This is a genomic window from Streptomyces sp. NPDC027672, assembly GCF_055566335.1.
Genome location: NZ_JBVHSO010000010.1, coordinates 64,296 through 89,332, shown reverse-complemented (window position 1 = coordinate 89,332; position 25,037 = coordinate 64,296). Strand labels below are relative to the sequence as shown.

22 protein-coding genes are annotated in these 25,037 nt (G+C 71.6%); 11 read left to right on the top strand and 11 right to left on the bottom strand.

Annotated elements, in window-relative coordinates; translation table 11 throughout:
• The first annotated feature begins 27 nt into the window (after nt 1-27).
• Nucleotides 28-1,143: an ADP-ribosylglycohydrolase family protein gene (locus ACZ4SV_RS24120; RefSeq protein WP_468006361.1), complete on the top strand. Its 1,116-nt coding sequence runs from the start codon at nt 28-30 to the stop codon at nt 1,141-1,143.
• A gap of 89 nt (nt 1,144-1,232) precedes the next feature.
• Here the strand turns inward: ACZ4SV_RS24120 and ACZ4SV_RS24115 are convergent, their stop codons facing one another.
• The 3 genes from ACZ4SV_RS24115 to ACZ4SV_RS24105 all read right to left on the bottom strand — a co-directional run bounded on the left by ACZ4SV_RS24115 (nt 1,233) and on the right by ACZ4SV_RS24105 (nt 7,964).
• Entirely contained in the window at nt 1,233-2,792 is a 1,560-nt protein-coding gene (locus tag ACZ4SV_RS24115; protein ID WP_468006360.1) for a sodium:solute symporter family protein, read from the bottom strand.
• 218 nt (nt 2,793-3,010) lie between these two features.
• Nucleotides 3,011-4,819: an MFS transporter gene (locus tag ACZ4SV_RS24110; protein WP_468006359.1), complete on the bottom strand. Its 1,809-nt coding sequence runs from the start codon at nt 4,817-4,819 to the stop codon at nt 3,011-3,013.
• A gap of 196 nt (nt 4,820-5,015) precedes the next feature.
• Nucleotides 5,016-7,964 (bottom strand): D-alanyl-D-alanine carboxypeptidase, encoded by a 2,949-nt coding sequence (locus ACZ4SV_RS24105; RefSeq protein WP_468006358.1) that lies wholly within the window; start codon nt 7,962-7,964, stop codon nt 5,016-5,018.
• 180 nt (nt 7,965-8,144) lie between these two features.
• Between ACZ4SV_RS24105 and ACZ4SV_RS24100 the strand changes: the two genes are divergently transcribed.
• The 3 genes from ACZ4SV_RS24100 (at nt 8,145) to ACZ4SV_RS24090 (ending at nt 10,368) form a co-directional block, all read left to right on the top strand.
• Entirely contained in the window at nt 8,145-8,900 is a 756-nt protein-coding gene (locus tag ACZ4SV_RS24100) for a GOLPH3/VPS74 family protein (RefSeq protein ID WP_468006357.1), read from the top strand.
• A gap of 230 nt (nt 8,901-9,130) precedes the next feature.
• Nucleotides 9,131-9,988, top strand: a complete 858-nt coding sequence (locus ACZ4SV_RS24095; RefSeq protein ID WP_468006356.1) for a helix-turn-helix domain-containing protein — start codon at nt 9,131-9,133, stop codon at nt 9,986-9,988.
• Nucleotides 9,989-10,176: 188 nt separating this feature from the next.
• The gene (locus ACZ4SV_RS24090; RefSeq protein WP_468006355.1) at nt 10,177-10,368 is read left to right on the top strand and encodes a DUF397 domain-containing protein; all 192 of its coding nucleotides are present in this window, start codon (nt 10,177-10,179) and stop codon (nt 10,366-10,368) included.
• A gap of 213 nt (nt 10,369-10,581) precedes the next feature.
• On the opposite strand, the gene ACZ4SV_RS24085 is transcribed toward ACZ4SV_RS24090, so the two are convergent.
• Complete coding sequence (locus tag ACZ4SV_RS24085) at nt 10,582-11,088, bottom strand: glutathione peroxidase (protein WP_365872527.1); 507 nt, start codon at nt 11,086-11,088, stop codon at nt 10,582-10,584.
• Nucleotides 11,075-12,097, bottom strand: a complete 1,023-nt coding sequence (locus ACZ4SV_RS24080; RefSeq protein ID WP_468006354.1) for a helix-turn-helix domain-containing protein — start codon at nt 12,095-12,097, stop codon at nt 11,075-11,077. Before ACZ4SV_RS24080 ends, ACZ4SV_RS24085 begins: the two co-directional genes overlap by 14 nt.
• A gap of 85 nt (nt 12,098-12,182) precedes the next feature.
• On the opposite strand from ACZ4SV_RS24080, the gene ACZ4SV_RS24075 reads away from it, so the two are divergent.
• The 3 genes from ACZ4SV_RS24075 to ACZ4SV_RS24065 all read left to right on the top strand — a co-directional run bounded on the left by ACZ4SV_RS24075 (nt 12,183) and on the right by ACZ4SV_RS24065 (nt 15,624).
• A complete protein-coding gene (locus tag ACZ4SV_RS24075; RefSeq protein ID WP_468006353.1) occupies nt 12,183-13,361 on the top strand; it encodes an MFS transporter in 1,179 nt (392 codons plus the stop codon).
• Nucleotides 13,362-13,419: 58 nt separating this feature from the next.
• Nucleotides 13,420-14,640, top strand: coding sequence for a PD-(D/E)XK nuclease family protein (locus tag ACZ4SV_RS24070; protein ID WP_468006352.1), 1,221 nt, complete (start codon nt 13,420-13,422; stop codon nt 14,638-14,640).
• A 93-nt stretch (nt 14,641-14,733) separates the two neighbouring features.
• Entirely contained in the window at nt 14,734-15,624 is an 891-nt protein-coding gene (locus ACZ4SV_RS24065; protein WP_468006351.1) for a HindIII family type II restriction endonuclease, read from the top strand.
• Nucleotides 15,625-15,639: 15 nt separating this feature from the next.
• Here the strand turns inward: ACZ4SV_RS24065 and ACZ4SV_RS24060 are convergent, their stop codons facing one another.
• Complete coding sequence (locus tag ACZ4SV_RS24060; RefSeq protein ID WP_468006350.1) at nt 15,640-17,715, bottom strand: DUF1156 domain-containing protein; 2,076 nt, start codon at nt 17,713-17,715, stop codon at nt 15,640-15,642.
• Between the two features lie 453 nt (nt 17,716-18,168).
• On the opposite strand from ACZ4SV_RS24060, the gene ACZ4SV_RS24055 reads away from it, so the two are divergent.
• The 3 genes from ACZ4SV_RS24055 to ACZ4SV_RS24045 all read left to right on the top strand — a co-directional run bounded on the left by ACZ4SV_RS24055 (nt 18,169) and on the right by ACZ4SV_RS24045 (nt 20,230).
• The gene (locus tag ACZ4SV_RS24055; protein ID WP_468006349.1) at nt 18,169-18,591 is read left to right on the top strand and encodes an HAD family hydrolase; all 423 of its coding nucleotides are present in this window, start codon (nt 18,169-18,171) and stop codon (nt 18,589-18,591) included.
• Between the two features lie 306 nt (nt 18,592-18,897).
• Entirely contained in the window at nt 18,898-19,050 is a 153-nt protein-coding gene (locus ACZ4SV_RS24050; protein ID WP_468006348.1) for a hypothetical protein, read from the top strand.
• A gap of 406 nt (nt 19,051-19,456) precedes the next feature.
• Nucleotides 19,457-20,230, top strand: a complete 774-nt coding sequence (locus ACZ4SV_RS24045; RefSeq protein ID WP_468006347.1) for a transposase — start codon at nt 19,457-19,459, stop codon at nt 20,228-20,230.
• 91 nt (nt 20,231-20,321) lie between these two features.
• Here ACZ4SV_RS24045 and ACZ4SV_RS24040 read toward each other — a convergent pair whose 3' ends face one another.
• From ACZ4SV_RS24040 to ACZ4SV_RS24025, 4 genes are all read right to left on the bottom strand, one after another.
• A complete protein-coding gene (locus ACZ4SV_RS24040) occupies nt 20,322-20,507 on the bottom strand; it encodes a hypothetical protein (RefSeq protein ID WP_397937756.1) in 186 nt (61 codons plus the stop codon).
• A gap of 691 nt (nt 20,508-21,198) precedes the next feature.
• On the bottom strand, nt 21,199-21,780 hold the full coding sequence (locus ACZ4SV_RS24035) for an HD domain-containing protein (RefSeq protein WP_468006346.1): 582 nt from the start codon (nt 21,778-21,780) through the stop codon (nt 21,199-21,201).
• A 71-nt stretch (nt 21,781-21,851) separates the two neighbouring features.
• Nucleotides 21,852-23,195 carry a hypothetical protein gene (locus ACZ4SV_RS24030; protein ID WP_468006345.1) on the bottom strand — a complete coding sequence of 448 codons (1,344 nt, stop codon included), beginning with the start codon at nt 23,193-23,195 and terminating at the stop codon, nt 21,852-21,854.
• Between the two features lie 25 nt (nt 23,196-23,220).
• Nucleotides 23,221-23,682, bottom strand: a complete 462-nt coding sequence (locus ACZ4SV_RS24025; protein ID WP_468006624.1) for a DNA-processing protein DprA — start codon at nt 23,680-23,682, stop codon at nt 23,221-23,223.
• Between the two features lie 64 nt (nt 23,683-23,746).
• Here ACZ4SV_RS24025 and ACZ4SV_RS24020 point away from each other — a divergent pair, with 64 nt between their 5' ends.
• Nucleotides 23,747-24,049 carry a hypothetical protein gene (locus tag ACZ4SV_RS24020; protein WP_468006344.1) on the top strand — a complete coding sequence of 101 codons (303 nt, stop codon included), beginning with the start codon at nt 23,747-23,749 and terminating at the stop codon, nt 24,047-24,049.
• Nucleotides 24,050-24,466: 417 nt separating this feature from the next.
• On the opposite strand, the gene cyaB is transcribed toward ACZ4SV_RS24020, so the two are convergent.
• The gene (gene cyaB / locus ACZ4SV_RS24015) at nt 24,467-25,024 is read right to left on the bottom strand and encodes a class IV adenylate cyclase (protein WP_468006343.1); all 558 of its coding nucleotides are present in this window, start codon (nt 25,022-25,024) and stop codon (nt 24,467-24,469) included.
• Between the last annotated feature and the right edge of the window lie 13 nt (nt 25,025-25,037).

Below are 25,037 nucleotides of genomic sequence, written 5' to 3'. Positions count from 1 at the left end.
ACGGACGGCGGTGCTGTGGGAGGTCTGGTGGGTGTGACGTCCGGTGCCGTCTGGGGCCGCGCCGAGCAGCAGGACTTCCGCAGCCGGGTGCGCGGCACGCTGCTCGGGGTCGCGGTGGGCGACGCGCTGGGCGGGCCCGCCGACGCGCTGTCCCTGGCGGAGATCCGGGCCGCGTACGGCGGTGCGGGACTGCTGGACCTGGCCGTCGGCCACGGCCGGCGCGGCGCCGTCACCCACCACACCCAGCTGACCCTGTTCACCATGGACGGGCTGATACGCGCGCAGGTCCGCCGGGACACCGGCGCCTGGCATCCGCCGACCGATCTGCACCGGGCGTACCTGCGCTGGGCGGCCACCCAGCGGGACTGGGGGCCCGACGAGCGCCGCGAGGACGACGGGTGGCTGGCCCGCGAGGAGTGGCTGTACGCCCGCCGCGACCCGACCCGCGCGCTGCTCCTCGGCTTCGGCGACCGGACGATGGGCACGCCGGACTCCCCGAAGAACCCGCGGGAGCCGGGCCCGGAGGCGGTGGCCCGGTCGGCGCCGTTCGGGCTGCTGGTCGGCTGGGAGCCGCAGCTCGTCGTCCAGCTCGCCGTGGAGTGCGCGGCCCAGACCCACGGCCATCCCCTGGCGTATCTCGCGGCGGGCGCGTACGCCGTGATCGTGCACTCCCTGGCCCGGGGCGACAGCCTGGAGGGCGCGGTGCGGCGGGCGCTCGCGCTGCTGGCCGACCGCCCCGGCCACGAGCCGGTCTCCGACGCCCTGCGGCACGCGCTCGGCGTGGTACGGCAGGGCGTGCCCACCGCGGACCGGGTGGAGGAACTGGCCGGCGACGGCACGGCGGACGGGCTGCTGGCCGCCGCCGTGTACTGCGCGCTGGTCGGGGAGGACGTCCGGCACGGGCTGTGCCTGGCGGTGAACCAGAGCGGCCCGTCGGCGGCGGCCGGCGCCCTCACCGGCGGCCTCCTGGGCGCCCTGCACGGCGAGACGGCCCTGCCCCCGGCCTGGCTGGCCGAGCTGGAGGGCCGCCCGACGATGCTCGAACTCGCCGACGACTTCGCCCTGGAGATGACCCAGGGACCGGCGTTGCACGGCCCCACGGGGGCGTCACCGGGGTGGCTGGCCCGCTATCCGCGGGCCTGAGACCCGCGCCGCCCGCACCGGGAGCCGGCTGCCCGCCGGACACCGCCCGGCTACGGCGGGGAGCGGGCTGCCCGCCCGTCACCGCCCGGCTACGGCGCTCCGACCACGTCGTCCCCCGCGACGGCCGGCACCGGCACCGCCGCCCTCCCGCCCCCGTCCGTGTTGACCTGCTCGATGACGGCCAGCCGGTCCGGGGTGTCCTCCGGCTTCAGGAAGCCGATCAGGATGTACAGCACCAGGGACACCGCGAGCGGCACCGAGACCTGGTACTGGAGCGGCACCCCGCCGGCCACCTGCCAGCTGATGGGGTAGTTGACCAGCCAGAAGGCCAGCAGGCCCACCGCCCAGCTAGTGAGCGCGGCCGTCGGTCCGGAGCGGCGGAACGGGCGGAGCAGACCGAGCATCATCGGGATCGCGATCGGTCCCATCAGACCGGCGACCCACTTGATGACGACCGTGATGATGTCCTTGAACGCGGGCGAGTTGACCTGGGTCGCGACCGCCATCGACAGACCGAGGAAGACGACCGTGGTGACCCGGGCCGCGATCAGTCCCGAACGCTCGCCCCAGCCCCGCGCCCGGGCCGACAGCACCGGCGCGAGGTCCCGGGTGAACACGGCCGCGATCGCGTTCGCGTCGGAGGAGCACATGGCCATGGTGTGCGAGAAGAACCCGACGATGACCAGGCCCAGCAGGCCGTGCGGCAGCAGCTGCTCGGTCATCAGGCCGTAGGAGTCGGAGCCGTCCGGCTTCTGCGCGTGCACCAGCAGCGGGGACATCCACATCGGGAAGAACAGGACGACCGGCCAGACCAGCCACAGGACCGCCGACAGCCGGGCCGACCGCTCGGCCTCGCGGGCGCTGCCGGTGGCCATGTAGCGCTGGGCCTGGTTCAGCATGCCGCCGTTGTACTCGAAGAGCTTGATGAACAGGAACGCCAGCAGGAACACCGCGCTGTACGGGCCGACCAGCGGCTTGCCGTGGCCGTGCAGCGCGGGCTGGTCCCAGGCGTCGAGGAAGCCGATGTTCTTGTCGCCCAGCTTCACCACGACCGCGATGAACATGGAGACGCCGGCCAGCAACTGGATGACGAACTGGCCGAGCTCGGTCAGCGCGTCCGCCCACAGGCCGCCGATCGTGCAGTACACCGCGGTGATCGCGCCGGTGATCAGGATGCCCTGGTTCAGCGAGACGCCGGTGAAGACCGACAGCAGGGTGGCGATGGCGGCCCATTTGGCGCCCACGTCCACGATCTTCAGCAGCAGCCCGGACCAGGCGAGCGCCTGCTGGGTCGGCAGGTTGTAGCGGTTCTTCAGGTACTCCAGCGGGGAGGCGACGTGGAGCCGGGAGCGGAGCCGGTTGATGCGCGGCGCGAACAGCTTCGACCCGATGGCGATGCCGAGGGCGATGGGGAAGGACCAGGTGACGAAGGAGGTGACGCCGTAGGTGTAGGCGATGCCCGCGTACCCGGTGAACATCACGGCGCTGTAGCCCGACATGTGGTGCGAGATGCCGGAGAGCCACCAGGGCATCTTGCCGCCGGCCGTGAAGAAGTCCGAGACGTTGTCGACGCGCTTGTGCGACCAGACGCCGATCGCGACCATCACACCGAAGTAGCCGATGAGCACGGCCCAGTCGAGACTGTTCATGAGCCCGATCGTGGGTCCGCCCACGTGAACACGACAAGCGAGCGTCAGGTCAAGTCACGGTAAAATCGTTCGCTGTGCTGGTCGGAGTTCATGTTTATGAACGGCTGAAAGTGGTGCTGTACCGGGGGATCAGGGTGGCGTACAGGCCGGTCCGCCGCCCTGGGCCGGCACGGCGTGCACGCGGGCCCGGACGCGGTGCGCGTCCGGGCCCGGTGGTGTCACTTCAGCTCGTCGGGGCACGGGGTGCCGCGCGGCAACTGGTACGGCGCGGCCAGCCGGTACGTGCCGGCCCGCGGCGCCACCAGCACCGTCCACCGGTCCCCGTTGGCGTCCTCCGGTGTCTCGGTGAGACACCCGTTGACGTTCCGGTAGGTCTTCGGCGTACCGGAGGACGCCTCCGGCGGCTTCACGCTCTTGCCGTGCTCGTCGACGACGCTCAGCCACGGCGAGTAGGGGATGCGCACCAGGACCCGCCCCGGCTCGCGCACCCGCAGCGTCATCTCGACCTGGTCCGCGCGGTCCACCACCGCGTTCGGCTCGGCGAGCGGCGCCGGGTCGGTCACCTTGAACAACTGCCAGTTGGCGTCGCCCCAGACCTGCTTCAGATACGGCATCCCGCGTCGCAGCAGCGCCCGCTCGCGCTCGCCGCCGGACCCGTCCGGGTCGCCCTTGGGCAGCACCACGTAGTGCACGGCCCACCGCTGGAGCCACTCGTGGTAGTTCGCCGAGTTCAGCGTGTCGTCGTAGAAGAGCGGGTTGCGCTCCATGTCGGCCTGCCGGTTCCAGCCGCGGGCCAGGTTGACGTACGGCGCGAGCGCGGACGCCTCCCGGTGGGAGCGGGCCGGGACCACCTCGACGCGGCCCTTCTCGGCGCCGCCCTTCTGCAGCTCGTGGACGAGCGGGGCCAGCTCCCGCGCCCAGGACGCGGCCGGCGCGGTGTGGATGATGTCGTCCACCGACTTGAAGCCGAGCCAGCCGACGAAGCCGAGGAAGGCCAGCACGGTCAGGTACCAGGTCCGGGACTTCGGCACGGTGTACGGCAGCGCCGCGATCAGGGCGGCGCCCGCGAACATCATCGGCAGCCGCGAGATGTTGGAGCCGATCTGCGAGTTGATCAACCAGACCAGGACCACGCTGACGCTGTAGACGGCGGCCGTCAGCCGGACGGTCACCCACCGCTTCGGCACCAGGAACAGGCACAGCAGCCCGTACAGCAACGGCATGATCACCGAGCCGATGCCCATCGGCTGGGTGCCGGAGAACGGGAACAGCCAGGCCGACACCGCGACCACCGCGGACGGCGCGAGTCCCAGCGCCCAGGCGCCGGGCCGGCGCTTCTGCAGGAACAGGGCGACCGCGACCAGACCCACGAAGAGTCCCGCGACCGGCGAGGACATCGTGGCGAGCGCGGCCAGCGGCGCGGCGACCAGGGCCTTCGCCCAGCGTCTGCGCCGCCACCGGTGCGGCCAGCAGAACACCGCGGCGACCGCGCCGAGCGCGAACATCGTGCCGAGACCGAAGGTCACCCGCCCGGAGATCGCGTTGCACAGGAACGCGAAGACGCCGGCGAGCGAGGCCCACAGCGGGTTCCGCACCACCCGGCTGCGGATCAGCATCAGCGTCAGCAGGCCCGCCGACACCGTCCCGGCGATCATCATCGTCGTCCGCACGCCGAGGACCGACATCAGGTACGGCGACACCACGCTGTACGACACCGGGTGCATACCGCCGTACCAGGCGAGGTTGTACGCCGAGTCCGGATGCCGGCCGACGAACTCCGCCCACGCGTCCTGCGCGGCGAGATCACCGCCGGGGTTCGCGAAGGTGAAGAACCAGATGATGTGCAGGACGCCCGCGAGGACCGTCACCGACACGACGGGGTGCCGCAGCATCCGCTGCCTGAGCGCCTCCAGCGCGGAACGCGCACGGGAGCCCTGGTCCGGGCCGGCCGCGGGCAGGCGTATTCGCGAGCCGGCTCCCGGGCCCGGATCGGCGTCGTCGGCGCGTGTCGGCTCCGCTGTGGCCACCTGTTGGCACTCCCCGTGTCCCGTTTTCTGTTCCCGGCCGCTTCCCGTCGTGTTCCCGGCCGCTTCCCGTCCAGTTCGCGGCCTCGTCCCCTGACCGGCGACCTGCCCGATTCGTGACGCTAGCACGCACCCCGCCGCGGAACCTCCGGGCGGGGTTCCGTCGACGGGGTGCGGGGGCGGGCCCGGGCGGCGGCGGTCAGCCCAGGCGGGTCAGCTTGGCGCCGAATCCCGGCTCGGCGAGATCCCGCTGGAGGGCCACCGGCACCTTGACCGCACCGGCCGAACCGTCACCCACGGTGAGTGTGCCCACCCGGGTGCCGGCCTTCGCGCTGTGCGGCACCGTCCCGGAGGCGAAGGACAGCCGCACCTTCAGGCCCGCCCAGCCGGCCGCCGTGACGTCCTTCGTGACCACGATCGGGGTGTGGCCGCCGAGCCGGTCGTCCACATAGCCGACCACGTCGCCCTTCTTCAGGACCTTCGTCGAGGTCAGCGCGGACTGGGCGGCGAGCAGCGCGGTCTTGCTGACCGCGTTGGCCGTGGTGAGGATCGGCGCCTTGTTCTGGCCGAGGATCGCGCCGACGATCGTCACCGTCTGCCCGCCGGCCTTCCTGCGGGACGCGAAGAGCAGATTGCCGCCGGCCGCGGTGGTGCTGCCGGTCTTGATGCCGATCGCGCCCATGCGGTACGGCAGCTCGTTGTAGTTGGGCCAGTTGCGGCCGGACGGGTCCGTCCAACTGGCCGCGCTGGTGATGGCGACCAGGGCCGGGACCCGGACGACCGCCCGGCCCAGCTTCACCTGGTCCCCGGCCGTGGAGACGGTGGTCTCCTTCAGGCCCGAGGGGTCCGTGTACGTCGTGCCGGTCATCCCGAGCTGCCGGGCGGTGGCGTTCATCTTCTTGACGAACGCCGCCTCCGAGCCCGCGTCCCAGCGCGCGAGCAGCCGCGCGATGTTGTTCGCGGACGGGATCATGACGGCCGACAGGGCCTCCTTCTCGGTGAGGTGGTCGCCGGCCTTGACGGTGTTCAGCGTCGACTCGCCGTCCTTGTCGTAGCCGCCCTCCTTCTCCGCCTTCTTGTCGACCTTGATCTTCGGGCCGTCCTGCCCCGGCTTCAGCGGGTGGTCCTTGAGGATGATGTAGGCGGTCATCGTCTTGGCGACCGAGCCGATGGCCACCGGCTTCTGCTCGCCGAAGTGGTCCATCGTGCCGATGCCGTCCGCGTCCACCCAGCCCTGGCCCTCACCCGGCCACGGAAGCCGCGTACGGCCGCCGTCGAAGGTGTAGGTGTCCTCGGCGGTCAGCGTGAGACCGGGGTCGGGCAGCGGGCGGAACGCCTGGACGACCGCGAACACGATCACCAGCAGCAGGACCAGCGGGGTCCAGATCTTGACGCGGCGCACCAGCGTGCGGACCGGGGTCTCCGGAGGCGGCGGCGTGTTCGTCAGCTCCGCCAGCAGGTCCAGCGGCGGCTTGGGCGGCAGCGGCTGCTGGGTGGTGAGCTCCGGGCCGACCTGCGGGACGGCGGCCGTGGCGTCGGCGGGAGCGGCAGCCGCGGCCGCGGGCTTGGCCGCGGTCTTCGCCGGGGCGGCCTTGGAGGCCGCGCGCATGTCGTCCTTCAGCGCGACGAACTTGCTGGTGCGCTCGGCGTCGGACTCGGCGGGCCGGGGCTTCGGCCTGGACCCGGCGTCGCCCAGCTTGAGCATGGTGGTGGGCTGGTCGACGCCGGGCTTCCCGGGCTGTACGGCCTTGAAGACGGTGGTCGGCTGATCGACCCCGCCCGACTTGCCTCCCTCTTCGCCGCCGTCCGCCTCGGAGGAGGCCTTGGGGCGGTCCTTGGGACCGGGGGCGACGGGGGTCTTGCCGGCGGCGGGCTTCGCGGCGGGAGCGGGCTTGCCGGCGGCGCCCTTGGTGCCGGTGGCCTCGGCGTCGGCAGCCGCCTTGGCATTGGCACCGGACTTGGCGTCGGTGCCGGTGTCGGTGTCGGTACCGGCCTTGGTGGCGGCAGCGCTCTTGCCGGGCGTACCGGCGTCGGCAGTCGTCTTGGCACCGGCGCCAGCACCGGCATCGGACTTGGCGTCGGTGTCGGCGGTCGCCTTGCCGCCGGCCTTGGCGGGGGCCTCGGTGGCGGCAGCGCTCTTGCCGGGCGTACCGGCGTCGGCAGCCGCCTTGGCACCGGCCTTGCCCTCGGCGGCGGTGGGCTCGGTAGCGGGAGCGGACTTGCCGACGGCGCTCTTGGCGGTCGCAGCGTCGGCGGGAGTCTCGGCGGCGGGAGCGCCCTTGGCGGCCGCACCAGCGCCGGACGTCGTCTTCACACCGGCACCGGACTTGGCGTCAGCGTCGGCCTTGGTGGGGCTCTTGGCGTCGGCGGGCTTGGCAACGGCCCCGGACTTGCCCCGCGCACCGGCCCCGGCGGGCCTCTTGGCGGCGGCAACACCCTTGCGGGCCGCACCAGCGCCGGAAGCCCCCTTGGCGGCGGCACCGGACTTGCTTCCGGCACCGGCACCGGTCTTCGCATTCGTGTCGGTGCTCTTTGCACGCGCACCCGAGCCCGCGTCGGCGTCCGCATCCGCGCCCGACTTGGCGCCCGTACCCGCGTCGGCGCCCGCGTCCGTGCCCGACTTGGCGGCGCCCTCCGCTTCCCGCTCGTCCTCCGGGTCCGCGTCGGTGTCGTCCTCGTCGGCGCCGTCAGAACCCGCGTCCGCCGCGGTGTGGGGGCCGGCGGCGGCCTTCGCGCCCGTGTCGGCGCCCCCGGCCTCCCCGGCACCCTCGCCCGCGCCGGACGAACTCCCGGACTCGGCCTTCTCCTTGGCAGAGCCCTCGGCCCCGGCCGACGTCTCCGTCTCCGCCGGCTTTGCAGTCGCGTCGGCCGCCGGGTCGCGGACCCACGCCGAGACCGCCGCGCGCAGCTCCGGGTCCTCGCCGGACGTGCCGGCCTCCTCGGCGCCGGCCGGCCCCTCGGACCGTACCGTCAGGACCTTCGTCGCCGTGTCCGTACCCCCGGCCGAGGAATCCTTTTCGCGGGCCACCGCGAGACGCGGATCGCGTGCCTCGGGAACCGAACCCGCGCTCCGCGGCGTCGGTTCCGCCGACGACTCGCGCTGCTTCGACCTGTCGGGGGACTCGCCCGCCACCGATGCCTCCTCCATGCGTCGCACGCCACGTGTGCGCCCTGTCCGAACCATGTACCAGTGTCCTGTGTGAGGGCTTGGCCCCTGCGGTAGACGAGAACGACATACCTGCCGGTTCCCCCACGAAGCGGTCACGCGCCCTCGACAGACCAATGTGAGAGGGGTCACCCTGTCATTCATCCACGCGGGGAGGCATGGATGGGCAGGAGCCGCAGAACACTTCCGGAGGAGCTTCTGCTGCTGGCACTGGACCCGGCCACGGGTACCACTGCGCAGCCGCAGTCGCTCGACCTCGGTCTGGCCGGTGCACAGCTAGTGGAGCTGGCGCTGGCCGGACGGATAGCCCCAGACGGGGATCGTATCGCCGTGGTGGTGCCACGGCCGACAGGAGATCCGACTCTGGACTGCGCGTTGGAGTTGCTGCGAAGGCGTGGCGCTCCCGTGCGTGCCGTCCACTGGATCGGCGGGCCCCGGCTGGGGCTCAGACAGACCTACCTCTCGCATCTGGAGCGGTGCGGCATGGTCGCCGCCGTGGCCGGCCAGATGTGCGGGGTGCTGCCGACGACGCGTTACCAGGCGACCGACACCGCCATCAGCCGGGAGATCCGTTCCCGGCTGGACTCCGCGATCCGCACCGGCGTACCGCCGGACCCGCGGACCGCGGCGCTCGCCGCGCTGGCGCACGCCGTCGGGCTCGGCAAGCACCTGTACCCGGGGAACGAGGGACGGTCGTCCCGGTCCCGGCTGCGGGATCTGATCCGGCACGATCCGATGGGCGGGCTCGTGGCCCACGCCGTCATGGACGTGCAGAACGGCGCGGCCGCCCAGCCGCGCCGGGGCCCCGCCGCGGCCGGCCGTCCGGCCGCGCCCGGAGCCAGGCCCGCGACGGAACCCGCACGCGGGGTTCCGATGCAGCCGCACCACGGGTCCATGGCGCGCGCCGTGGCCCACTGAGCCGTCACCCGGCTCGCACAGACCCGGTCCGGGAGCCGCTGGTCCGAGCGGGGCGGTGAGACCTTCGCGGTCTCGCCGTCCCGCTCGGCCGCGTTCCGGCCGGCCGGCGGTTCGAAGGGGCACACATATCCTCCGTTTCCCAGCGGCGGAAAGCGCCTAGGTGGCAGTCTGCTCAACAGCAGATACGGAAAGTGTTAAGTCGCAGGCAGGCTGCCGGAGGTGCACGTCCCGTGGCGTCCAATGTCAATCCCACCGTCAGGCGGCGCCGGCTGGGCCAGGAGCTGCGCAGGCTCCGCGAGCTCAAGGGCATGACCGCCGAAGAGGTGGCGGAACGGCTGCTGGTGTCGCAGTCGAAGATCAGCAGACTGGAGAACGGCCGGCGGAGCATCAGCCAGCGCGATGTCCGCGACCTGTGCGGGGTGTACGAGGTCGAGGACCAGCGCATCGTGGACTCGCTGATGGAGATGGCCCGGGACTCCCGCCAGCAGGGCTGGTGGCACACGTTCGGGGACATCCCGTACAGCGTGTACATCGGCCTGGAGACCGACGCCGAGTCGCTGCGGGTCTACGAACCCCAGTTGGTGACCGGTCTGTTGCAGACCCGCTCCTACGCCGAGGCGCTGGTGCGGGGCGCGCTGCCGGAGACGTCGACCGAGGAGATCGACAAGCGGGTCAAGGTGCGGATGCGCCGCCAGGAACGCGTCACCGCCGACCACAACCCGCTGCGGCTGTGGGTGGTGCTGGACGAGGCCGCGCTGCGCCGGGTCGTGGGCAGCAGGCTGATCATGCGGGAGCAACTGGAGCACCTGATCGAGATGTCCCAGTTGCCGCACGTCACCGTGCAGGTGCTGCCCTTCGAGGTGGGCGCGCATCCGGGGCTCAACGGGCAGTACGCGATCCTGGAGTTCTCCGACGCGGCCGACTCCAGCGTGGTCTATCTGGAGGGCGTGACCAGCGACCTGTACCTGGAGAAGGCGCAGGACGTGCAGAAGTACGCCGTCATGTACGAGCACTTGCGGGCACAGTCCCTCAATGTGGAGGCGTCCCGGCACTTCATCGCGGAAGCGGCGAAAAGGTACGCCGGCTGAGGCGGAGGCGCAGCGGGCGCGGGATCGTACACCGCCGGCCGGGTCCGGCGTCCAGCACGCCTGGAATATGCCATCCGGTCGAGTGAACGACCGCTCCACCAAGGGCGGTTGACCGGTAGCGTCGATCACGCCAATCAGACGAGACGGTTGGCGCGAACCGCACTACCGCAACCGCAACAGGAGTGGTCATGGCACTGATTCAGGGCGCGTCGGAGACGTGGTTGAAGTCCTCCTATTCCGCGGGCAACGGCGCCTGCGTGGAGGTCAAGTCGCCCACCGCCGCCGAACTCGCCGTCCGTGACTCCAAGACCCCCGAGGGACCGGTCCTGGCCTTCCCCGCCGGTGCCTGGAACGCCTTCGTGGCCTCGGTCAAGGTCTGAGGGTTCCCCTCCGGCCCCGGCCGCGACAACCGCACGAGCACCAACGGGCCCTCTCGACCAGTCGCCGTCCTTGCCGAGAGGGCTCGCGCTCCGGGCGCGGACCCGGCCCTGGGGCCCCGACGGACCCGGGGCCCAGCCGAGCCGGGGCCCGGGTCCGTCGGGGCCCAGCCGAGCCGGGGCTCAGTCGACGCGGGGTTCAGCCCGAGCCGGGGCTCAGCCGAGCTGGGCCTCGATCGCGGTGACCACCTCGTCCGACCCGGGCTCGGTCTGCGGCGAGAACCGGGCCACCACCGTCCCGTCCCGGCCGATGAGGAACTTCTCGAAGTTCCAGCGGATGTCCCCGCTGTGCCCCTCGGCGTCGGCGAAACCGACCAGCCGCTCGTACAGCGGGTGCCGGCCCTCTCCGTTCACCTCCACCTTCTCGGTCAGCGGGAAGCTCACGCCGTACGTGGCCGAGCAGAACTGCGCGATCTCCTCGGCGCTGCCGGGCTCCTGCCCGAGGAACTGGTTGCAGGGCACGCCGAGCACGGTGAAGCCGCGCTCCGCGTACCGCTTCTGGAGTTCCTCAAGTCCCGCGTACTGCGGGGTCAGGCCGCACCGGGAGGCCACGTTCACGATGAGGACGGCCTGCCCCGCGAACCGCCGCAGCTCCGCGGAACCGCCCTGGAGGGCGCCGATCTCCACGTCCAGCGGGGCGCCGTTGTGCTCAGTAGTCGTCATGCCCGGATGCTAGCCCCGTCCCGGGCGCCGCACTCGCCCCCGCTCCCTGTCCGGCCTCGGCCAGCATGTCGCCGGCCGCCGTCCGCACGTACAGGACCGACCGCCCGGCCCGCCGCCGCTCCACCAGCCCCGCTTCCCGCAGCACCTTCAGGTGCCGGCCGACCGAACCGAGGCCCTGTCCGGTCACCGCGGTCAGCTGGGTGGTGCTCAGGGGCGAGCCGAGGAGCACCAGGACGGCGGCCCGGCCGGCCCCGAGCAGCGCGCCCAGCGCGGCGGGCACCGCACGGCCGCCGTCCCCGGCGAGGACACCGGCGCAGGGGTAGACCACCGCGTACCGCTGCCGGCCCTCCCAGGCGACCCAGCCCGTCCGCTGCGGGGACACCGGCACGAACACCAGCTCCGCGTCGAAGATCTCCCGCGGCGGATACGGGTGCAGGTTGACCTGGAACCGGTCGCCCCCGAGCCACCGGGTGCCGCCGGGCCGCAGGGAGTCCAGCACGCCCGCCCAGCCGCCCCGGCCCATCCGCGCCGTCCGCGCGAGCACGTCCGCCTCCAGCACCCGCCGGCGCCGCTCCCAGGACGGCCGTACCGTCTCCCGCCACACCCACTCCAGCAGGCAGGCGGCCCGCTCCGTGAGGTCGTCCCGGTCGAGCACGGCGGGCAGCGGACCCGCCAGGGAGAGGCGCAGATGGTCGCGGGCCGCGTCGGGCGCCACCGCGCGGACCCGGGCGACCTCGGCCGCGAACGGCTCCCCGCCGCGCGGGGCCGGCGTCAGGAAGTCGGCGATCCAGGCCCGGCCCAGCCCGGCCCGCACCAGATGCGCGGTCACCGGCTCCGCCGCCAGCAACGCCCGGTAGGCGGGCCCGTGGACGCGCAGCCACGCGTGTTCACCGGGGTGCGCGGCGGCGTTCGCGTGCAGCAGCTTCAGACAGGCGAAGGTCTCGGCGAGGGGCGAGACGACGAACCGGCTGCGGGCGAGGGTGTCCGCGTTGAGCTGCCACCACCCCACGGCCCCTCCCACCCTGCCCGTACGACCTTTCGCGCCACGGCGAAACAATAACGAGTCCGCGGAGCCCCGGCCCAGACTCCGGGCCATGCCCAGCTACCGATCCCTCGTCCGTACCCCGGAGTTCACCCCGCTCTTCCTCGGCTCGGCCGCGCAGACCGCCGCGCAGACCGTCGGCGGCCTCGCGCTCGGCACGCTCGTGTTCCGGTCGACCGGCTCCCCGCTGCTGGCGTCGGTGAGCATGTTCGGCCCCTCGCTCGCCCAGATGCTGGGCGCCACCGTGCTGCTCTCCGGCGCCGACCGGCTGCCGCCGCGTACGGCCCTGTCCGCGATCGCCCTGGCCTTCGCGGCCGGTACGGCGGCCCAGGCGCTGCCCGGTCTGCCGGCCGGCGCGCTCCTCGCCGTCGTCCTGCTGCTGGGTCTGGTCGCCTCGCTCGGCGGCGGGGTGCGCTGGGGCCTGCTGAACGAGATCCTCCCCAAGGAGGGCTATCTGCCGGGGCGTTCGCTGTTCAACATGGCGAACGGGCTGACGCAGGTCGCCGGGTTCGCCACCGGCGGCGCCCTGCTCGCCGTCCTCTCCCCGCGCGCCTGCCTGCTGCTGGCGGCCGCCCTGTACCTGACGTCCGCCCTCGTCCTGCGGTGCGGCCTGACCGCCCGGCCGCCCCGCGCCGGCGGCCGCCCGTCACCGGCGGCGACCTGGCGCACCAACGCCCGGCTGTGGTCGTCCCGGCCGCGCCGGCTGACCTTCCTGGGCCTGTGGCTGCCCAACGGCATGGTCGTCGGCTGCGAGTCGCTGTACGTGTCGTACGCCCCGCACGCGGCCGGCACCCTGTTCGCGTGCGGGGCGCTCGGCATGTTCGCCGGGGACGTGACGGTCGGCCGGCTGCTCCCCGCCGCCGTACGCGCCCGCCTGGCTACCCCGCTGCTGCTCCTGCTCGCGGTGCCGTACCTGGTGTTCGCCGCGCGTCCGCCGCTGGCGGTGGCGGCGGTCTGTGTGACCGTGGCCTCCTTCGGCTTCGCGGCGGGCCTGGTCCAGCAGGAGCGGCTGATGCGGCTGACCCCCGACGGCATGACCGGCCAGGCCCTGGGACTGGACTCGGCCGGCCGGCTCACCCTCCAGGGCGTGAGCGCGACGGCGGCGGGCACGCTGGCCCAGTTCACCTCGCCCGCGGCGGCGATGAGCGCGATGGCGGCGGCCTCGGTCTGCGTCACCCTGGCCCTGACGGCGGCCGCCCGCCGCACCCCGGCCCGCGCCGCCGTAGCTTAAGGTCTGACCAGCGCTCGACGGGCCGGGGCAGGCCGGGCGGGTGCCGGGGGAGGGGCTGATGGGGGAAGCGGGCGCGGACTGGCCGGCCGTGGCGGAGGAGGTCGAGCGGCTGACGGCCGCCGGCCTGTGGAACCCGCCGCCGGGCACCGCCATGGAGATCCTCGGACTGGGCCGGCGGGAGGTCCCGCACAGTCGCATGGTCGGCTGGCTGCTCGACCCCGCCGGCTCGCACGGACTGGGCCCGCGGCTGCTGGACGCGTTCCTGCGCCGGGCGGGCCGTGAGCGGCCGGCGGGGGCCCCGCACGCGGGCGAGGTCCGGGTCGAGCGGGAAGTCGTCCTGCGGGGCGTGGACGGCCCCGGCGACCGGCGCGCGGACCTCGTCGTCCGGCTGGACGGCACACCGGTCGTCATCGAGATGAAGATCGACGCCCAGGAGGGCGCCGGCCAGACCACGGACCTGGCGGGCCACTTCCGCGCGTCGCACGGCATCCCGCTCTTCGTCTACCTCACCCTCGACGGCTCGCCCGCCGTGGACCCCGCCTTCGTGCCGATGAGCCTGCGGGACGTCGCGCACGACCTGCGCGCCGCGCTCGCCACGGCCCCGGAGCCGGCCGGTGCCGCCGCTGCCGTGGGCCGCCGTACCGCCGCCGACTATCTGGAGACCCTCGGGATGCTGACCCGGACCAACGCCGCGGCCCGGGCCGCGGCACGCTTCTGGCTGCGGCACGGCGACGCCCGCGCCTACGACGACGCCCGGGCCGCTGCCTGGACCGTCCTGCGGGAACTGCCCGACCGCACCGCCCACGTGCTCGGGCAGCACCCCGCCACCGCCGGGGACGACGGCCTCCGCGTCGTCCTGCGCACGGAACGGGTGCAGGGCAGCGGCGGACTGCTCCGCGAGGACCGCGTGGTGCTGCTGACCCGGGAGCGCTGGACGGACGGGCGGGGCGAGCCCCGGGCCGGAGTCGGCTTCGCCGTCCGCGAGCACCGCCACCGCGACGACAGCCACTGGAGCCAGGAGAACATGCCCTACTACGGCATATGGCTCGCGGACCCGGCGCCGGCCCGGCAGCCCCTGCTCGGCCGCCCCAGGCCGCCCTGGGGCAACTGGGGTGCCGACTGGGACTACTTCCCGCTGTCGCTGGACGGCACGGAACCGGACGACGACCCGGCGGACACCTACGCGGCCCGTGCCGCGGCCCTCGTCCACACCCTCTGGACGGCCCACGAACCCGCCCTGGCGGCCCTCTTGGACACCCCGCCGCCCGGGTCCGCCTGAACCACCGTGCGATCGGCCTGGCCGCTGCCTGGCATCATCGTCCCGATGCTGGTGCCAGGGGGGTATCCAGCCGGGGTGGGGATCGAGGAAGCCGTGACCTTTTCCATGGACAGAGTCGTCGACCAACTGGTCGGGGAGAGACTCACGTTCGACCTGGCGGCGGCCGAGCTGGACAAGACGATCCGCAGCGCGGACGACGCGGAGTTCGCCGCCCTGCTGGTGCGGGCCGGCTGTATCCCGGAGCGGTACAGCCACGACTCCACCGAGGAGAAGCTGTACGCCAAGGCGATGGACTCGATCGTCGCCGAGGCCCTGCGCCGGGTCGGCTATGCCGCCGAGGTGACGCAGGAGCGGGCCAACTCGGCCGACGTGGTGGCGGACGGCGGTTCTCCCGCCCACTCGCTGGTGGCGGACGCCAAGGCGTTCCGGCTTTCGCGTACGGCGCTCAACCCCAAGGATTACAAGATCGAGGCGCTGAGCAAGTGGCGCAAGGGCGCCGATTACGCGATCCTCGTCGCCCCCATCGCCGGGTACCCGGAAGGGGAGAGCCGCCTCTACGCCGAGGCCGACCGGTACCAGGTGACGCTGCTGTCCTACTCGCACCTCGCCCTGATGATCGACTCCGGGGCGGGACCGGACCGGCTGGAGAGCATCTGGCGGCGCGGCGCCGGGCACGAGGCGGCGACGGGCAACGCCCCGCGGTACTGGACCGCGCTGGACGGCGCGCTGCGGGAAGCCCTCGGGTGGGACCAGGCGGACTGGTCGCACGCGCGCAGGCAGTACTTCGGCAGCCTGCTGCGCAACGCGGAGGACGAGCTGGCCTACTTCGACGAGGTGCGGAGGGACATCTCGGCCATGAGCCGGGAGGAACTGGCCGCCATCGCCATAGACGCACTGAAGATCGACAGCAAGATGCGCACCATCCGGGCGCGGGTCGCGAAGACCCGGGCTCTGGTCGACGGAATGGAAGAGCGGGAACGGTAGCCGGGACCGGCCGGATCAGCGCGCGGAGAAGCTGAATCCCGGGACGCTCTCCCGGATCCGCTCGGCGATCTCGCGGCAGGCGGCATTCACCGTCTCCTGCCGGCTCAGCGCCTCGTCCGTGAAGCGACCGAGCCGGGCCTCGGCGGCGGAGACGAACGCCAGGGTCGCCGCCACGTCGTCCGGCCAGTCCGCCGTGGCCGCGCGCTCCAGGGCCGCCTTGATCAGGTCATCGGTCCCGGGCGCGTCGATCAGCCCGTCGGTCCCGGGCGTCTTGGCCGTCGCGTCGGTCCCGGGCGTCTCCCGCGCCGGGTCCGACGCGCTCGCCGCCTCGCGGGGCCGGGCGACCAGCACCAGGGATGTGTTGACCGCGGCCGACTTCATCGAGCGCGGCCGGTGCGTCCGCTCGATGGTCATCGGCCACAACTGGGTGATCTTCAGCCCGGCCCGTACATAGGCCGCGATCAGCGAGGACCAGCCGCTGAGGGAACTGTGCGCGTAGCACACGGTGATCACGCCGTCCTGCTTGAGGACGCGGCGTGATTCCCGCAGGACCTGCGTCATTCCGGTACTGAAATAGGCCCAGGCTTCCCCGGGACCTCCCTGGCGCCGGGGAGCCGCGGTCAGCTCCCTGGCCGTATCGGTTCTCGGCGCGCTGAAGATGTCGGGGAAAGTGCCGAGCAGCGCCATTCTTTTGAAGGCGTAGATGCAGTCGGCGAGAATGCTGTAGTAGAGGTTGTCGTAATACGGCGGGTCCGTGACCACGGCGTCGAAGAAGGCGTCCGGATAGGGCAGGGAACGCGAGTCGCCCCGGGTGATCCTCTCCTCCTCGTCCGCCGCCAGGGGAATCTGGCCCACGCCGGCGGCGATGCGCTCGAGTTTCCCGTAGAGGTTGGCCGGTCCGCTCAGCAGCGGGTCGATCTCGACGAAGTCCCACAGCATGGGCATACCGGGACCGGACAGGCCGCGGCCCACCTGCTCGTTCTGCGAGATCCACATGCACAGCCGGGAATTCCAGTCGGCGAGCTGGTCGACGAGACCCGACAGGAAAGCGGCGAGCGCCTTCGCCTGGGGCACGCCGTACTTCTCCTCCCAGACCCCCTGCCGCTCACGGATGATCCGGCACAGCCGGACGGTGACCGCGAGCTGCCGCTCGGTGAAGAGGGAGGCGATGGTGTCGTGGCCGTACACGGTGGGATTGGTGATGCCGGACCAGGCGGGGATGCCGGCGTCGGGGACCGGGAGCCCGAGCGCGGCGCAGTCCTCCTCGATCATCCGCTCGGCGACGGCGGTGCCGGCGTAGCGGTGCGGCGCCCTGACCGGGACGAACTGCTTGCGCTTGTCGAGTTCGGCCACCGCCGTGAGTTTGTCGGCCGCGGTCTTCCGGATCAGCTCGACCGTCTCCTGCCGGTCGTACTCCTGGCCGCAGAAGAAGCACCGCAGCGCGTTGCGCCCGTTCCACGCGGAGGTGTCCGTGACGGCCGCGGTGGAGGGCGCGTCGACGACCTCGGCGTCGAAGGACCGGGTGCGGGCGTTCGGCCGCTGGACGACCGCGCGCTGCCGCCCCGCCTTCTTGGACAGCCAGGGCCGTTTCTGCAGGGGCATCTCGCCGCCGCAGCCGGTGCAGGTGGCGGACCGGCTCCAGAAGTAGCAGATGACGTTGTCCGCGTCGCGGGCCGGGAACAGTGCGCCGGTCTCGGACTTCAACTGGTCCAGGACGCCGCGTCCCTCCAGCGTGAGCAGGCGCGGCAGCTCGCGGCCGGCCGGCCTGCCGAGGTCGAGGAGGGCCTTGGCGCTGAAGTAGGCCAGCTCGTTGTTCTCCATCCCGTACATCCGGACACCCAGCCGGGCACCCGCGAGCGGGAAGGTGGCGCCCCCGACGAAGGGGTCGAGGACCCGTGACTCCGCCGCCGGCCGGGCGGGGTCGAGGGACGCGGAGATCAGCTCCCTCGCCGTGGAGAACGGACGGCGGGCCCACCAGGTGAAGACCGTGTGCGGCGAAGAGGCGCGCTGGTACCTCTCGGACGTGCCCTCCTCGGAGATCGACGCCACGTCGAGATACCGCTCAATCGGACGCTTCCGGATCTCCGGCACTGGTTCTCCTCGGACACTGCACAGCGAAAGGCCCCGGACGAGAAGTCCGAGGCCTGAGGACCCTTCCCCGGACCCGGAACCCGGGACAGAGCGGTCGTCCACGGTGCCCCATGCCCCCGGCAGGACGCGAACCCACCACCCCCGCGCGAGGCGAGAACGTAAATCGATCAGGATACTCAGCGAGGGCACGCCAGGCTCGGGCAGCCCATGATAACAAGGGCGTGACCTGGGCAAATCGATGTCGGTGGGGTTTGGTAGGGCTTGGTGAGGAGCGTGGTGAGCTCCGAGCGGACGCCCGTGGACTTTTCCCCCGCCACCGCCCGCAGCGGCCGAACACCCTCGCTCCGGGCCGCCATATCCTCGGTGGGAATACTGATGGCCCCAGGCGACCTCGGCCGCTCTCTCGCCTTCGGACGGGGGAGGGCCTGCCCTTGACGCCCGGTACCCTGCCCCATGAATCGCGCTGTGATCTTCGACGTGGGCGAGTGTCTGGTGGACGAGACCACCGAGTACGGCACCTGGGCGGACTGGCTCGGCGTCCCCCGGCACACCTTCGCAGCGATGTTCGCCCCGGACGTCGACCTTGTCGGCACCAGCGACGACTGGGGCACGTCGAAGCCGGACCGGGCCTTCTTCGACCGCGTCGCCGTGGTCGTCCCGGCCGGACCCGACGAGATGCTCTACGTCGGCGACCGCGTCGACAACGACATCCGCCCCGCGGCCATGGCCGGCATGCACACCGCACTCGTCCGCCGCGGGCCGTGGGCCACCATCCAGTGGAACAGCGAGGAAGCGAAGAAGTTCCCTACGTTCCGCGTGGAGAGCCTCCTCGAACTGTCCGGCCTGATCAGATCCTTCAACGTGTCACAGCGCTGACTGTCGTAGACCACCCGTACAGCCGGTCGTCCAAGTTCCGGAGACAGCGCTCGTGTTGGTGCGGCGCCAACGCCCGCCGTACCTCGCGCACCCGGTCCATGCCCATCGCGGTGCCGGGTGCGCTTTGCCTCACGCAGGTCGAAGAACTCGATCCGGTCCACCAGCAAGTAGGGCTCGGCGAGCGAGTCGCTCGTGTCGGTCGCGGCGGAGTGCCGGCACTCGGACGACTCGGGACCGATCGTGACCATTCCCCAACCAAAGCCGAAAGGCGTGGTCCAGCATCCCCGAGAAGGGAGAGGAGGTCGCATGTCCGAGTGGATCGACCCGCGGTACGCGGATCTGGTGGCTACGTGGAAGCGCGCGCAGCAGCCGCAGTCGCGTGACCCGGAGCCGCAGCCGCGGCGGGCGTTCATCGTCCCGCCGAAGAACCGACAGCAGCAGCCCGACCGGCCGCGGTAGGTATCCAGCGCAGCTCCTGACGACGCGGCTGCGCTGGAGACGAGCGGCCAATACTGGAAGCTCCCGTGCGGCATCTCTTGCTTGCGTCATACGGCAAAGGGGTCGCCTATCACACCACAGAGCCGCACGAGCCCTGGCTGCCCCTCGTCACTGACCTTCACATAGACGGTGTAAGACCATCCATGTGACTCCGCTTTACACTGCGTCCAGGTCAGCACTTCGTCGATATCAGCTTCTGACACCTGGTATTCGTGCGACTGATTACTAGCCGTGTCCCAGAAATAAACGCGATACACGGCACGGTCCTGCTCCCAGGTGATGTCCCTAGGGTCTACTGGACAAATGTGCATGGCTTCATCCTAGAGGTTGTCCCGTAACTGCTGGTGAGGGGTGAGATGATCTTGCCGTGGCTGGTGTGATCACGGCGTCGGAGCCCTCGTGGATAGGTCCGTTTACCGGGCTGAGCCCGCGGCAGTTCAACAAGCTGATCGCCGCGCTGCGGCGTGAGGGGGCCGATCCGGTCCGCAAGGGCCGGCCGTGGTCGCTGCCGTTGGAGGACCGGGTGCTGCTGGTGGCCGCGTACTGGCGTACCAACCTCACCCTGCGCCAGCTCGCCCCGCTGTTCGGCGTCTCGAAGTCGGCGGCCGACCGAGTCGTCGACCATCTCGGGTCGGCTCTCGCGCTCCAGCCCCGGCGGCGGTTCCGCAAGGACACCGTGCTCATCGTGGACGGCACGCTGGTTCGCACCCGCGACCGAGCTGTGGCCGCCTCAGCCAAGAACTACCGCTACTCCACCAACCACCAGGTCGTCATCGACGCCGACACCCGCCTCGTCGTCACCGTCGGCAAGCCGCTGCCCGGCAACCGCAACGACTGCCGGGCCTGGCAGGACTCCGGCGCCAAGGCCGCAGTCGGCAAAACCCCCACGGTGATCGCCGACGGCGGCTACCGGGGCACGGGCCTGGCCATCCCGCACTACCGCCGTCACAAGAACGAGGAACTGCTGGCCTGGAAGGAGGAGCACAACGCCTCCCACCGCCGCGTCCGCGCCCGCGTCGAGCACACCTTCGCCCGCATGAAGAGCTGGAAGATCCTGCGCGACTGCCGCCTCAGAGGCGACGGCGTCCACGACGCCGTGCTGGGCATCGCCCGCCTCTACAACCTCACTCTGACCGGATGACGAGCAAACGGGCAGGTCAACCTGCATACCCGAGAACAATTACGGGACACCGTCTAGGACCTGGGCGACGATGACGCGCCCTCTCGGGGGGCTACTTCACGTTGACTGTCTGGCTGAGGCCGGTGTCGATGTTCCCGGGCTGCGGGGCTGTGATCTGGCCGTTGATGACGCCGGTGTATGAACCGGCCTTGCGCACCTGCGTTCCGTCTTCCAGGGGCGTGTAAAACGTTGCAGTCTTCCCATTCTTGATCACCTGGGTTTGACTGGATGTGGCCATGACCGCCCTCGGCCCCATACGGGGCCCCAATTCCAGCCTGCCGTTGATGTGCACGGTAACCGATGGGTAGGTGCTGTGGCAGGTAACCCGGGTCTTGAACAGAATCCGCCCGTCGGGCTCCCCTTTGGACCGGGTGGGGGTTCTCTGGTGTCGCGGTACAACTCGCGCCACCAGCAACAGCAAGCTTGGCACTCCGCGGCTGAGTCGATTCCTCGGCGCTTGCGGGGGTTGATATCAGAATGGCCGCGGTTAATCCAACCGCTCCCAGAGCGGTCATCGTTCGGCGCTTCATGAGCACACTCCTTCTGGTGGGGGTAAGAGCCAGGGACTCGGGCCGTCAACGGCCCTGCCCTGGACGACCCGATATTACGGCCTCAGATCAGCTGACTAGTGATCATTGACTTTGATCACCCGGATTTCAAGCCATGTGATCGCCGCGAGCCACGCCGCATCTCACCGCGCCTGATCTCTCGGACGCGGCCCACTGCACCCGGACGTCCAAGGACTTCTCGTTCCGCGGGTTCTGCTCGGCGCCGAACCGGCGGCAGGCCTGTCACTGATACCGGAAATCGAGCTGCTGCGGCTGGAACTGCCGCGTAGCCTGCACGGCTGTGGACAGGGAACGCATAAAGAGCTGGACAGCGGCCCGTCTTCCTGCGGAAGGACGGGGCCGCTCTCGTAACGTCCGGGATCAGCTGTGCTCGCCCATGGCCGCGCGAAGCCAGTCGAGAGGGGCTTGGGCCAGCAACTGGTCGGCCAGCCGCTGCCCGGACGCGGTGACGATCCGGGCCCGGCTGTTGTCGACCCAGCGCTGAGCGGCCTCGTACCCCTGAGCCTTGTACTCCAGCCCCTGCACCATGCACTCCAGCTTGTCCGCGTCCCGCGCGCAGATGGCCTCGGGCGTCTCACGCGCCTCGTACTCGGCGACGACCGCGCGGACGGCGGTGCGCAGCACCTCGGGCATGCCGGCCGTCTGGTCCGCCGTGACGGCCTCGGGGTCGCCGGGAGCGGCGTACTTCTTTCCCAGGTGGTTCACGTCGCCCGTGCGCGTCTCCTGCGAGTCGTGCCAGACCGCCAGGTGCGCGGCCCGCGCGGCGTCGGCGCCCTCCAGTGTGGCGATGACCGAGGCGATGACGGACGTACGCCATGTGTGCTCGGCGACGCTCTCCGGGTCGCGAACGCCTGCCAGCCACCAGCCCGTTCGGCGGGCCGCCTTCAACGTGCCCGCCTCCCACAGGAAGTGGGCGACGTCCGCCAGATCCTGATCACCCACAGGTGTCCCCTTTCGCGCCTCGGCGAGGCGGATCGCGTACGACGGCAGGGACGCTTACGTGCGTCCTGGTGCTACGCACCGAGTGACTCGATCAGATGGTCGTCGAGGTCGGCGAACCATGGTTCCCGGCGCCACGGGCGCAGGTCACTGCGGGCGCGGCGCAGCCGGATCGCCGCGACCCGGCCGCCGGTCGCCGAGGCGGTGTGGATGCAGCCGTGCAGCAGCTCGGCCGCCGACTCGGGCTCGCCCAGCCGGATGCGGGCAAGCGCCTGATCGATGGTCACGATCGCCCGCTGCACCTGCTCACGCGGACCCTGCAACGCCCGGGCCGACCGAGCGAAGTAGTCGTGCGCCGCGGCGGGATCGCCGACGTACAGCGAGGTGACACCCTCGAACCCACGCAGGTGTGCCGATGAGAAGCTGCTCGGCGCCGGATCGCCGTCGCCGTCGCTGTCCAGGTCGTACCAGGAGAGCGTGAGCGCGGACCGCGCGTTCCGCTCGGCGCCCGCGCGGGCCGCGATCTCCGCCTGTAGGGCGTGCGCTCGGGCCCGGACCGTCACGCTCTCGCCCGCTCCGGCGTCCCGCACCGCGGCGTCGACCAACTGCTGCGCCGACTCGATCCCGGGCGTCGAGTACAGGGTGACCAGTGCGTGACTCATGTGGACGACGGCCCGGCGCCATGACGAGCCGGTACCTCCCGCTGCGGCGGTCGCTTCGGCGTACAGCGCCCGCGCCGCGGCGTCGTCGCGCGTCTCGAAGGCGGCTCGGCCGGCGACCGTGAAAGCCTGGGCGGCGACCGCGTGCAGACCCGGCAGCAGCGGCTCGGGGACGGCCGCGCCGAGCAGCCGGCGGCACGACTCCACGATCGGCGCGAGCAGGAGTTGCACCCGCACGAACGGCATGCTGCCGATGTGCCCGTTCACGTCACCGACGGCGTGCCGCATGTCGGCGAGCAGGGCCTCGTCGAAGCGCGCCGGGTCGGTGAGAGCAGCGGAGAGGGCGTGCCGTGTGGACGGGCCGAGCAGTGCGAGTAACGCGCCGCCGCTGTCGGTCACCGTTCGCACGAGCAGCGTGCGCAGTTCGTCAAGGTGGCGTTCGCTCTCACCGAGGTGGGCGAGCGCGTCGAGCAGCTCGCTGAAGTCGGAGCCGGCGCCGAGCGACACCTGCCCGTCTGCGCCGCAGGCGTACAGGTGAGCGAGCAGCAGTTGATATCGATCGCCGGGCAGGATCGGCGCCTTGCTGGATTCCCACCGTGCGACGGTCCGCTGCACACTCAAGACGCCGGCGTCGAGCGGTTGCCCGAGGGCACCGGCCTTGCCGATGACGGCCCGGGCGAGGCCGGCGAGGGACCATCCGCGGGCGAGCCGCAGGCGTTTGAGTGTGGCGGCGCCGACGAGTCCGTCGTCCGCGCTCATGCCTCCATGATGCACGCTGTGTATGTCACACGGGCACGATCAGTCGCGGTTTCCCCTGTGAGGCTGCATAGTCGATCGTCTGCCACGTCCCCGACGTGCTCTCGGCTCCCGCGAGCGGGAATCCGAGCACCATCTGCGCCCGGTCGACCATGTACCGGTTCCGCGCGTGATACGCCGGGGTGCGCAGCTCGGCGGCGCCGAGTTCGACGACCTCGGCGATCCGGTCACGGCACCGCTCGATCGCCTGCCGCGCCTCGGTCGGTTGCTGCGCCACGGTGCCCGGCACCACGATCGTGACCCGGCTCTTCGCGTAGTCGGCGAGCCACAGCAGCGCGAGGCTGTCGATGCCCCGCGCGCCGCCGACATAGAAGTGCGACGCGTCATCGCTCGCCCACGGCGCGAGGTACGTCGCGAACAGATCCCCGTACCAGCCGAAACCCCGGTGATCGGTCTTCCGTGTGCCAGTGATCGCCGCAGACAGAGCCATGATCAACTCCATGTCATAGGTTGTCAGATCCCGTGCGAACACGCGCTGCGATGAGATCAGAGCCATGGACGCGATGATCTCCCCGCCCATTCTGGCCGACCAACTCACCGCGCGCGGTCTGTCCGTGACGGATCTGGACGACGGCACTGTGAGCGCGCCCCACCCGCTGCACCCGCGTACCGGTGAGGTACTCAGCGCGCTCGACGGCCCTGCCCGCTACTTCCACCTCACCGACTACGGCTACGGCTACGAGATCGGACGGCACGGAGACGAGCCGGCCACCGCGGACCGCGTCGCCCACCTGCTCGGGCTGCCCCGCGCGGGCATCCCCGAGCAGCCGACCACCTGCCCGGAGGTCGTACGGTGACCGGGCTCCGCCTGCCGCATGCCTCGCCTGTCTCGCGCGATCGGCGGCCGGATCCACCCGAGGTGATCCGTGCGTGGTTGGCCGGCGCGCACGGCTCGACCGGTCAGGTGCGTCTGGAGTGGTCGATGCAGCGCTTGGCGGTGCTGCCGCTCCGCCCCGAACTCGGCGCCGTACGAATCCCGGGTGGCATCGTGCACGCGGCAGTGGGTACGGATCAGCCCCGTGCGGTCGCCGCGACCGTCCGGGACCAGTTGAACGGCCCGGTCATCCAGGACGTGCGCACCGCTCTGGGTCCGACTTACTGGGCGCTGGTGTCCTACCGCGCCGACGCCTGCTGGGACGGGGACACGGATACGCCGCGATCGTGGGTCCGCTCTCGCCTTCGGGCGGGGCCAGGGCCCTTTCGTCGTATCCGTGTCAGCGACGCCGCTGAGCTGCAACGGCGCTCGTATAGGTCTCTCGCGTGAGGTCGTCCGGCCCAATGCCCAGCTCTTCGAGTACCGCGCGGATGTCGGCCAGGGCCGCAGCGACTTCCCCCTCGGGCACGAGCGTCTCGATCTCCAAGAAGGTGCCGTCGATCTCCGGGACACGCACGAGCGTGGCGAGTAGCTGCCGACCACGGGCGTCGAACGAGTAGTTACGGCACCGCTTCTCGAAGGCGATGACGGGTGCGTGGCCAAGCCCACGCAGGATCGCGTGTGCCTCGTCGGCGTCTTCCACTACCGTCTCGTGCTCTGGCTTGGACCCGGATGCCTCGTCAACCGCCGCTCCCTTGAAGGTGAGCACCGTCCGCGTGCTGTCCGCGCCGTGCACGGTGCGGACTCGGAGTTCCTGGTCTGACTTGTCCAGTGACCCGTCGGGCCGGTCGTAGTACGTATCGCGGTATACCTCGACTCGGGCCGGGGCACGCTGGTCGAGCTGCCGCATGACCGCCTCCGGCGTGTGGACGCGCGCCTTCAATTCCGCTTCGATCACGTCCCGTTCCCCT